This window comes from Pleurocapsa sp. CCALA 161, from assembly GCF_003003995.1.
Lineage (GTDB): Bacteria > Cyanobacteriota > Cyanobacteriia > Cyanobacteriales > Xenococcaceae > Waterburya.
On the sequence record NZ_PVWF01000021.1, the window covers coordinates 46,219 to 54,333 of the forward strand.

An 8,115-nucleotide genomic window follows, 5' to 3' on the forward strand; every position below is an offset into this window, starting at 1 on the left:
CTTGCTATCACTATTTTGTTTCATACTATTGTACGCCGATTGATTTTCCGCCTGGAAGCTCTGAACCAATAATCGTCCTGATTTTAATTGGCGCATCTTGGTCAATAGGTTCCCAGCCAACTTCATACCCCGCTTCCCAAGCTTTTTTTCTAGCGTTACGAAACGCCTCAAAACTATCTGGTCTGACAATAAATACTAAATAGTCTTTTTGGGGATTAAACTTTGATAAGACCTGCTGATAAGTAGAGTTTGCTGCGCCTAATTGAGTAGTAGTCTCGCCAATATTTGCGGATAAAGGTTCAAACAGCAATGAGACTCCCTGGTCTACTGTTCTTACTCGATAGTTAGCGGTATCGACTCTAAAGTTACTTTGACGACCCAGAATACTCAATAAGCAAGATTGATAATTGCCCAGACTAAGAGAGTCGCCACTAGTCGGCTTGTTACAGTTAGGTAAACTACCTGATAAATCTAGCTCTTTAGCTCTCACTTGACGTAAATCTAGATTACTCACTTTTTTATTGCGGATTTCAAACCACAATGCTTCTTTATTTGTCGGGGAAGAAAGCGGAGTTTGAATGGTAACACGACTTTTGGGTCCATCTCCTCCTGTGGCAATTAAACTGGCAAATATACTGACAAATATTAATACGCCTACGGTATTAGTCAAAACATCTAAAAAAGAGTCTAAATTTTGACCAGCATGAGGCATTCTGCGTCTGGCTCTGGTTCTCATGAGTTACATATATCTAATTAAATATATTTTAAAATTTGCTTATGTTTAACTTTCAATCTTCAGCTCTAAACCATATTCTAAAGGTTCATAGCCAATATCTATTCCCTCTCCCTGTACCAACTGGCGAGCTTTGTCAAACATTTCTAGCCCGTCGGGACGGAGAATTAAGATTAGGTATTGTTTGTTTTTATTCGCCTTAAGATTAGCAATAGTCTTTCTCAAAGCCGATTTTTCATCATATAAATCTGTTCTTGGGGCAAACTTTTTACTAGGGTGCAAGATAAAACCATCTTCACGAGCCTCGATATAGACAGGAGTTTTATTCTTGTTAGCTCCTTTGCTATTTTTATCAGTTTTAGCCTCGGTTTTGGCAACGACCACGGCTTCTTGGGGCTTGAGAGCTTGGGTAGTTAAGACAACAATCAGTAGAACTAGCGTCCCAATAGTACAGGCGAGGACAGAAAGAAAAGGAAACAGTTCGACCTCTGTTTTCTGTTTGCGAGATATAAAACGTCTGGACATGGTTAAGTCAGGCTAGGTAAAAATTCTATTCTGATTGTCTATTGTGATCGTTGTCATTCTCGACTAAGGTGATACGGCGAGGTTTATTAAGCTGTTGCAGCAGAGGTTGCATCAAGGAAAGGTTATCTTTGACTCCTGATAAGACATGTTCTAGTTGAGCCGTTTTTTCCAAAGAAGCAAAACTCCGTTCTAAACCCTGCTGTATACTTTGAAAATCCAGCATTTTTTGAGCAGTAGTTTCCAAAGAACCGATTCGCGTTTCTAAAATTTGGGCTGCTTTTTCTAACTGTTGGCTAATACCTTGAGTTTGAGCATTCAGATCTTCGGCAGCAGCCAAGTTTTTACTGCGGATTTCTGCCGCAATCGATCTGATTTGCTGGACTAATTCTTGATTAGTTTTTTGCTGTTGAGCAAAGAAAGTAAGAAACTCTTGGCGATCGCGACTTGCCTGTTCTCTGATATCTCCTATCTGAGTAACCACCTGAGAACTAATTCCGTATACTTTGCTAACTTCACTCAAAAACCCTTTAGACAGTTTTTCTGAAGCTTTTTCGGCATAGCTATGGGCTGGATCGATCAGATCTTCGGGATCGGGAAAATATTCTTTAATTGCTCCTGCTACTGCTTGATTGATGCCGATCGAGTCTAGCTGATCATTTTTCTTGGTTAGTCTGGGGAGCAATTTATCGTTGATAAAGACATCAATACCCAACAGAAGATTAGCCTCATAGCGTTCTACTAAGACTAAAGGAATCATCACTAAAACACTGAGAAATAGAGCTAGAAGAGTAGTGTCAAAAGCTACCCCTAAACTATTGGTAACTGTACCAATACCTTTTTTGATTACTTCTATGTCTCCTGAATTTTCGAGAAATCCTGAAAACCCACTAACCGCACCACTAATACCAATTACTGTCCCAATAAATCCTAATAAAGGAATTGCCCAAACCAAAATACGAGGAAAGGAATAGGAAGATTCTGAGTTGGTAGCATAAAAGGCCGAGTCATCTAGAGCGAATTCGCTAGCAGCAGTGCGATCGCCACTTTGAATATAAGCCCTAAGCACTCTGCCACAGCGTAGAGCGACTAAACATCCGTCTTTAAGCAATCGTTCCTGAAAGTATTCTACTTCGTGAGCATCAGGGCGATCTAAAGGTATATGATCAGCGATCCAGATTTTTCTCAGGGCTTCATGTTCTTTTCTCAACAGCACAAACTTCATAACGGCAGTAGCAATCACTATGGCAGCTAACGCTATCGAAAGGTACTGAACAAATCCTCTCTCAAATAATAAAACACCAATATAGGATGCTCTCAAAGGCGGGATTAGACCAACTATTAAATAACTAACCAGAAAAATAACTGCTGCTGCTAGCAACATTATCAGGGGATTAATTTCTAATTCCTGGCGTTGGAGATGAGAGATGCGGGATTTTTTAGGTTTAAGGTTAAGTTTATTCATACTAGTTGTTAATTGTGTTTAATTGCTGCTCTTTTGCTGCAAGCTTACCCTTTGTCCGTCTTATTTAAATCAACGTCATAATGCCTTGGCTAGGTTGTTTTTTGACGGTCGATCTATTGCTTTTTAAATCATTCAGGTAAAAAGTGAATTGTTTTGAGGTAGAAGACCAGGAAAAATATCTCTCAGTTGATTGAGAGAAAGTATAGGTTTTGCTGAATATATATTGTTTGACTTTAGATATTAGAATAATTTAACTGAGTTTAAATAGCTTGTGGTTAGTTTACGGCAGAATACTGCAACTCTATTTTTATTATCATATTGAGGTTAAAAAGCTGAATATAATTGCTAATCTTACTCGCTAGAACAAAAATAATAAATGCTTCGTCTAAGCAAATAGCCAAAAAATATTGATCGTTCATCAAAATTTTATAATAAACCTGTTCTTATCCAAATAAACTGTCATGCATTTAATACGTGATGGCATTATGGCCTTGCGACAAACGCAAATTACCTTTAGTATCTGCTGCGAGTAACATCAATTAAAATGCTGTTATGCAGCAATCGCCATACTATATTGAGCGCAGTAAAGGCACAACAGAATTTGATAACCGTAATTAAGATTGATAAAAATCCAATTGTTAAATTATTGAATTAATCGGGGAAGTATATAAATAAATAGGTCGTAAGCGAGTTAACTTCTTGAGCATACTATCAACTTTCCAGGGATTCAAAAAAAACCAACAAGTTCCCCTGCGTACAGTTCTTGTCCTTCCTTGACATTCTCGATATTTCTAAAATTGAGGCACAAAAAATGGAACTCTATAATCAAAAATTCCATTTTGCTAGCTTCTTACAAGGAGTGGCAGAAATTTGCCGTATTCGTGCCGAACAAAAAAACATTGCCTTTATCTTTCAAGCTGATTCTCAACATGCCTGGTATAGACGGCTTTGAAGCTTGTCGGCGACTGAAAGCTAATCTTCTTACCAGTAGTATCCCCATCATCTTTATGACTGCCCTTGCCGATACCGAAAATAAAATCAAAGGACTATCCCTGGGGGCAGTGGATTATATTACTAAACCATTTCAGGAAGAGGAAGTACTAGCGAGGATTAAAGTTCATTTAAAGCTGCATTTTTTGACCCTCAAAGTGATGGAACAATCCGCTGCTTTACAACAGGCCAATCAACAACTAATGTTACTAGCTAATCTAGATGGCTTGACTGAAGTTGCCAATCGTCGTCGCTTTGATGAGTATCTCGAACAACAATGGCAGTTACAGGCACAAAAACAAGCACCAATTACCCTAATTCTTGGTGATCTTGACTATTTCAAAAATTACAACGATTTTTACGGTCATCAAGCAGGAGATGATTGTCTTAAACAAGTAGCCTCTGCTCTTAGTTTAGCTGCCAAGCGCAACTCAGATTTAGTCTGTCGCTATGGTGGGGAAGAATTCGCCTTGATTTTACCTCATACTGATTGCCCAGGTGCAATTAAAGTTGCTGAAGCGACAATCGCCGAAGTACAAAAGCTCCAAATTCCTCATGCTCAATCTTTAGTTAGCCAATACGTTACCATCAGTTTGGGCATCAGTTGTCAAATTCCTAGTTCAGAATTGTCATCAAAGTCGGCGATCGCTGCTGCTGATGCTGCTTTGTATCAAGCGAAACAACAAGGACGCAATCGTTTTTATTTTGAGCGACTTTGCTCACAAGTAAAAATTTCTGAAAGATAGTGTTTGTCTAGGATAAGCTTTTAATTCGATAAACACAACGTCTTTCTCCGGCCACCAAATGTTCAGTTCTCTCTATAGTTGTATTTTTTCCTAAAACAGTTTGAAAGATTTCTTGTTCTCTTTCACATAATCCCGTACAAGCGATCGCAGCAGCACAAATTGGACAATGATTTTCAATCAACAGAAATGAATCATCATCGAGAGATTGAATTTCAGCCATATATCCTTCATTAGTTCGTATAGTAGCCAAAGTTGACAGCTTTTCTGGCAGTATATCTTTAATGTTTATTTTTGCTTGATATTCAGCAATTTGGTGACTAGTTCTTACATCTAATAGTTTGGCTAATCCATCTTCTCCAAAAGCCTCAATCATCGAGTTGAGCAAGTCAATTGATAATTCCGCATAACTATCGGGAAAGAGACGATTAGCTGAAGAAGTTAACTGCCATAATTTAGCAGGACGACCCATCGGACGGGATTGTTCTTGATAAGCAACTAATTTTTCTTGCTCCAGTGCATAGAGATGTTGACGCACAGCCATTGCAGAGATGTTTAGGCGAGAAGCTAATTCTTGTGAATCCATCGTCCCTTCTTGCTTGAGTAAGTTAATAATTGCCCGTCGAGTTTTAACTTTTGCTGTTTTGTTGGGGGATTTTTTAGTCATATATACAAACTAAAGAAAAATCTTTACAAAGTCAATCAAATAGATTATCTTACTTATTAAAGAAAAAACTTTAGAAAGTAAAATTACTGCTATGCAATTCCATCGCTTTGAACACGTTAACCAAATTTGCCAGGACTTAGAAGGAACTCGTCAGTTTTACCAGACACTCTTCCCAAACTGGAAGGTAAGAGCAGAAGGAGAAGAAGATGGCTGGCATTGGATGCATTTTGGCGATCGCGAAGCGTACCCGAAGGGTAATCGCCAGTTTTATTTAGCACTTAATCAACCACCAGATCCGTCTCAATTCACGAAATCGACAGGACATTTAGACCATATTGGCTTTGTTATCGACGATAGCGAAGCAATGACAGGTTTATTGGATGCTAAAGGGATTAAATATTACACCTACAAATCGCCTGAAACGAAGTGCCGTATCTATGTCAGCGATCCAGATGGGACTGAATTAGAGTTAGTTGAATACAAAGATGATTACGCTTTAAAGTAAGGAATTAAAATTATGTCAGAGCATTTACCTCAATTGATCAATCCCAATGGGTTATACGATCCAACCTCAAATGGCTACAGTCATATTGCGATCGCACCACCAGAGACAAGAATGATTTATATTGCAGGACAAGGTGGCGAGGATGAAAATGGTAATCTCTCGGCTGATTTTGCCGTTCAACTCAAGCAAGCATTTACTAATCTTTGCATCGCTTTAGATGCTATTGGGGTGCATCCAAAACAAGTTGTTAAGCTGACTACACTGGTTGTCGAACATAACGAGTCTAAACTGCAAAAGTTGGGTGCTGAAGTTAAGGCAATCTGGGGAGAACAAACGCCAACACAGACGTTAATTCCCGTACCGAGACTGGCACTAGATGGCATGTTGTTTGAAGTTGATGCAGTTGTAGCCATTCCCAATTCTTGAAACTAGGAGAATTTGTATGTCATTACCACTTATTTTGCAACCAGGAGAGGGGCAATCGGTTCAAATTGGTACAAGTACCTGCACGTTTAAAGCGACTGGCAAAGATACTCATGGTAATTTTGGCTTATTTGAGTTTGTTATGGAACCAAAAAGCAAAGGTGCAAGTCCTCATCTCCACAAGCAATTGACGGAAATGTTTTATGTAGTAGAAGGTGAAGTCGAACTGAGTTTGGACGATCGCAAAGTCCTTGCTACACCAGGAAGTTTTATGCTTGTCCCCGAAAATACTCCTCATGGGTTTTCCAATCCAGGACAAACGCGATCAAAACTTTTAATTATGTTTTGTCCTGCTGACGAACGAGAAAAATACTTTGAAGGGTTAGCAGCACTAACTAAAAATGGAAGACAACCCAGTCAAGAAGAATTACTGGAATTGATGGAAAAATTCGACCAATATCCAGTTACTTAACTACTGTTTTGTCACACTAAAGAAAGTATTGACTGAGTTTTAATCTATGAGTTTAATTGAAATTATTCCTCTACAAGCCAAGCATACAGAAGATTTTATTCAGATAATTTCTGCTGCTTTCAGTGGCTATCCATTAATGGACTTCTTTTTTGGTAATGCTTACCAGCAATCAATAGAGGTAATCGGACAGTATATTTGCGATCGCGCGGCGATTGATGATTCCATACTTTTGGGTGCTTTGGTTCGAGACGAATTGCAAGGAATTATCTTAGCTACTCCACCAGAGGCAAACAAAAACAAAGATCAAAGTGCTATTTCTGATTTAGAGAAAGATTGGCGCGATCGCTCTCCAATGAAGCATTAGAACGTCTGAATATTTACAACAATCTTAAAAATGCCAACAAACCCCCACAACTTCATTTTTATGTAAATGTGGTGGGAGTATATCCAGGCAGTCAGGGGATGGGTATTGGTAGCCAACTTTTAGAACATATACATATTTTGTCGGATCGACATGCAAAATCTTGTGGTGTTGCTCTCGATACACAAACAGAGGCTAATGTGGATTTTTACCAACATCTTGGTTATCAAGTTTCGGCAACAAAAAATCTTGATCGCCTTAAATGTTGGTTTCTGTTGCGAGGAAAAGCTTAATTACAAAGGAAATTTGCAATGAATACAAACAAAGTAGCGATCGTCACTGCTGCCAGTCGTGGTATTGGTGCAGGATGCGCCAGAGAATTAGCAGCACAAGGCTATACAGTTTCTCTAATGGCGAGAAGTGAAAGCATTTTTGACTTAGCAAAGGAGTTAGATGGTATTGCAACTCAGGGTTCTATATCCAATCCTGAAGATTTAGAGCGATTAGTTGATACAACACTAACCAAATTTGGTCGTATAGACTCTGTAGTCAATAGTTTTGGCGATCCACCTCGACCAGATTTACTTTCCATTGACGATGCTATGTGGATGGAAAATTTTGAAATGCTATTTATGAGTGTGGTTCGGATCGCTAGATTAGTAACAGAACCGATGATTCAACAAAGAGGAGGCGCGATCATCAATATTTCCGCAAGTGACTCTCAAGAACCAAATTTAGGTACACCTTTTAGTGGTACACTGCGCGCTGCAATGGAAGGATTTACCAAACTCTATGCTAAACGTTATCGCAGCGATCGCATTAGAATGGTTTCTCTTGCACCTTTTTTTGTAGCAGATTCAATGGAAGAGTTAGCAGGATGGAATGTACCACAAGATTTGATGTTTGGTCGTCCTGCAACTTATGCTGAGTTGGCTAAAATAGTTATTTTTCTGCTTGGTGAGGATGCCAAGTTTATTACGGGTACGACTATTAAACTGGATGAAGCCTATTCTGCTGCTATTTAATTGCTATTGCTATTGCTAATAAGATGACAAAAATCCAAATTACATACAATATACTTGATGTTTCTAACTTATTTTAAGTATTCTACAACGAAGAAACAAAGTGCGATCGCTCTCCAATGATGCATTAATCAAGTTCGGATAATCAATTGAAATAAAATAGATGATTAGCAATCAATTCTTTTCCCTTTTTCCCTGACCTCATTTGAACA

At 38.7% G+C, this 8,115-nt stretch carries 12 protein-coding genes; 8 read left to right on the plus strand and 4 right to left on the minus strand.

Annotated elements, in window-relative coordinates:
• Positions 1 to 25: 25 nt before the first annotated feature.
• From C7B62_RS07270 to C7B62_RS07280, 3 genes are read right to left on the minus strand one after another with little or no spacing between them, the layout of a single operon-like run.
• Positions 26 to 736, minus strand: coding sequence for a hypothetical protein (locus C7B62_RS07270; protein ID WP_106234143.1), 711 nt, complete (start codon positions 734 to 736; stop codon positions 26 to 28).
• 45 nt (positions 737 to 781) lie between these two features.
• Entirely contained in the window at positions 782 to 1,258 is a 477-nt protein-coding gene (locus C7B62_RS07275) for a hypothetical protein (protein ID WP_106234145.1), read from the minus strand.
• Between the two features lie 25 nt (positions 1,259 to 1,283).
• Positions 1,284 to 2,720, minus strand: coding sequence for a MotA/TolQ/ExbB proton channel family protein (locus C7B62_RS07280; protein WP_106234148.1), 1,437 nt, complete (start codon positions 2,718 to 2,720; stop codon positions 1,284 to 1,286).
• Positions 2,721 to 3,531: 811 nt separating this feature from the next.
• Here C7B62_RS07280 and C7B62_RS26075 point away from each other — a divergent pair.
• Entirely contained in the window at positions 3,532 to 3,672 is a 141-nt protein-coding gene (locus tag C7B62_RS26075; protein ID WP_199194094.1) for a hypothetical protein, read from the plus strand.
• Entirely contained in the window at positions 3,650 to 4,456 is an 807-nt protein-coding gene (locus C7B62_RS07285) for a diguanylate cyclase domain-containing protein (RefSeq protein WP_199194095.1), read from the plus strand. Before C7B62_RS26075 ends, C7B62_RS07285 begins: the two co-directional genes overlap by 23 nt.
• Before the next feature lie 7 nt (positions 4,457 to 4,463).
• Here the strand turns inward: C7B62_RS07285 and C7B62_RS07290 are convergent, their stop codons facing one another.
• Positions 4,464 to 5,120, minus strand: a complete 657-nt coding sequence (locus C7B62_RS07290) for a metalloregulator ArsR/SmtB family transcription factor (protein WP_106234150.1) — start codon at positions 5,118 to 5,120, stop codon at positions 4,464 to 4,466.
• A 91-nt stretch (positions 5,121 to 5,211) separates the two neighbouring features.
• On the opposite strand from C7B62_RS07290, the gene C7B62_RS07295 reads away from it, so the two are divergent.
• From C7B62_RS07295 to C7B62_RS07320, 6 genes are read left to right on the plus strand one after another with little or no spacing between them, the layout of a single operon-like run.
• Positions 5,212 to 5,625 (plus strand): VOC family protein, encoded by a 414-nt coding sequence (locus C7B62_RS07295; protein ID WP_106234153.1) that lies wholly within the window; start codon positions 5,212 to 5,214, stop codon positions 5,623 to 5,625.
• Positions 5,626 to 5,637: 12 nt separating this feature from the next.
• Positions 5,638 to 6,051 (plus strand): RidA family protein, encoded by a 414-nt coding sequence (locus C7B62_RS07300; protein WP_106234155.1) that lies wholly within the window; start codon positions 5,638 to 5,640, stop codon positions 6,049 to 6,051.
• A gap of 16 nt (positions 6,052 to 6,067) precedes the next feature.
• Positions 6,068 to 6,520, plus strand: a complete 453-nt coding sequence (locus tag C7B62_RS07305; RefSeq protein WP_106234157.1) for a cupin domain-containing protein — start codon at positions 6,068 to 6,070, stop codon at positions 6,518 to 6,520.
• A gap of 46 nt (positions 6,521 to 6,566) precedes the next feature.
• Complete coding sequence (locus C7B62_RS07310) at positions 6,567 to 6,884, plus strand: hypothetical protein (protein ID WP_106234160.1); 318 nt, start codon at positions 6,567 to 6,569, stop codon at positions 6,882 to 6,884.
• Positions 6,854 to 7,174 carry an N-acetyltransferase gene (locus C7B62_RS07315; protein WP_106234162.1) on the plus strand — a complete coding sequence of 107 codons (321 nt, stop codon included), beginning with the start codon at positions 6,854 to 6,856 and terminating at the stop codon, positions 7,172 to 7,174. The genes C7B62_RS07310 and C7B62_RS07315 overlap by 31 nt, the downstream gene beginning before the upstream one ends.
• Before the next feature lie 18 nt (positions 7,175 to 7,192).
• The gene (locus C7B62_RS07320) at positions 7,193 to 7,906 is read left to right on the plus strand and encodes an SDR family oxidoreductase (protein ID WP_106234164.1); all 714 of its coding nucleotides are present in this window, start codon (positions 7,193 to 7,195) and stop codon (positions 7,904 to 7,906) included.
• The last annotated feature ends 209 nt before the right edge of the window (positions 7,907 to 8,115 follow it).

Excerpts from the sequence above, each read along its gene's own strand:
- C7B62_RS07320 (WP_106234164.1), top strand. The coding sequence starts at position 7,193 with ATGAATACAAACAAAGTAGCGATCGTCACTGCTGCCAGTCGTGGTATT.
- C7B62_RS07300 (WP_106234155.1), top strand. The coding sequence starts at position 5,638 with ATGTCAGAGCATTTACCTCAATTGATCAATCCCAATGGGTTATACGAT.
- C7B62_RS07305 (WP_106234157.1), top strand. The coding sequence starts at position 6,068 with ATGTCATTACCACTTATTTTGCAACCAGGAGAGGGGCAATCGGTTCAA.
- C7B62_RS26075 (WP_199194094.1), top strand. The coding sequence starts at position 3,532 with ATGGAACTCTATAATCAAAAATTCCATTTTGCTAGCTTCTTACAAGGA.
- C7B62_RS07290 (WP_106234150.1), bottom strand. The coding sequence starts at position 5,120 with ATGACTAAAAAATCCCCCAACAAAACAGCAAAAGTTAAAACTCGACGG.
- C7B62_RS07275 (WP_106234145.1), bottom strand. The coding sequence starts at position 1,258 with ATGTCCAGACGTTTTATATCTCGCAAACAGAAAACAGAGGTCGAACTG.
- C7B62_RS07295 (WP_106234153.1), top strand. The coding sequence starts at position 5,212 with ATGCAATTCCATCGCTTTGAACACGTTAACCAAATTTGCCAGGACTTA.
- C7B62_RS07285 (WP_199194095.1), top strand. The coding sequence starts at position 3,650 with ATGCCTGGTATAGACGGCTTTGAAGCTTGTCGGCGACTGAAAGCTAAT.
- C7B62_RS07310 (WP_106234160.1), top strand. The coding sequence starts at position 6,567 with ATGAGTTTAATTGAAATTATTCCTCTACAAGCCAAGCATACAGAAGAT.
- C7B62_RS07270 (WP_106234143.1), bottom strand. The coding sequence starts at position 736 with ATGAGAACCAGAGCCAGACGCAGAATGCCTCATGCTGGTCAAAATTTA.
- C7B62_RS07280 (WP_106234148.1), bottom strand. The coding sequence starts at position 2,720 with ATGAATAAACTTAACCTTAAACCTAAAAAATCCCGCATCTCTCATCTC.